Annotated in this window: 1 pseudogene; it reads left to right on the top strand. The window is 39.3% G+C overall.

Going from position 1 to position 1,089, the window contains the following annotated elements:
- Window positions 1-33 precede the first annotated feature (33 nt).
- Window positions 34-1,089, top strand: a pseudogene (locus CK510_RS34535) (ISAs1 family transposase); the annotation flags it as partial.

The following is a 1,089-nucleotide window of genomic DNA, read 5'->3' as shown; positions in this document are numbered from 1 at the left end:
CTAGCGCGAATCCAAGCGTGTGCATCTACCTCCATGAGCCAACCAGCAATTATAGAAGCTTTTGCAGAGCTTAAAGACCCTCGTCGAAAAGCAGGACAACGGCATAACCTGACTCTATGTCTCGCACTATTTACTTTAGCGATCGCAGCCGGGAATAAAGGATTTTTAGCAATTGGTGATTGGATTTCAAGCTACAACGAACAGTTGATTAATCTTTTTAACCCTCCAAAAAATAGACTCCCTTCTTATAGCACCGTGCGTCGGGCTTTATTGCATATTGATTATCAAGGATATTCTACATGCCTTGCTAACTTCTTTAACGTACAACCATCTGCCGGAGAGACCATTGGCTTGGATGGTAAGGTTCTCAAAGGTTCATACCAAATTGAAAATGATAATCTAAATTCTGATTCTCACCCAGCAATTATGTTAGTCAGTGCCTATATTGTCGAGCGAGGATTGATTCTAGAGCCATGTCAAGTAAATGCCAAAACTAATGAAATTAAAGCTTTACCTGAACTGATTGAAAAACTAGCTCTTCAAGGCGTTGTTTTTGCATTTGATGCTATTAATACTCAAAAAAAACTTGTGAACTAATAATTAATAGTGGCAATGATTACATTGCGGCTTTAAAAGGTAATCAACCAGGTTTGTTCAAAGATGTCAAAACAAATTTTATACCAGAATCAAGTTATGAACAGATAAATAAAGGGCACGGTCGAGTCGAAAAGCGTCATGTCAGTATTTGTAAAACCTTGGATGGGATTCGTTCTTGGCCTGGACTTACTACTTTGATTCAAGTTAAATCAGAGCGCCAAGTATTTACGCATCACATGATTGAAGTCACAACAGAGACTCGTTATTACATTTCCTCTTTAAGTGAAACTGCTGAAGCATTTGCCTCACGCATTAGAGGATACTGGGGTGTTGAAAATAAGGTTCATTACGTTCGAGATGTTACTCAGGGTGAAGATGCCTCTAGAATTCGCACCACCCCCCTTCCTCAAATTTTTGCGATCGCTCGAAATTTCGCACTTAATTTATTCCGTGACAATATGTTTGAAAATATGGCGCAAGCTCAACGGTTGT

This window comes from Brunnivagina elsteri CCALA 953 (assembly GCF_002289455.1).
GTDB lineage: Bacteria > Cyanobacteriota > Cyanobacteriia > Cyanobacteriales > Nostocaceae > Brunnivagina > Brunnivagina elsteri.
Note: the sequence above shows the minus strand (reverse complement) of the source record. Positions and strands in the feature narration are given on the sequence as shown.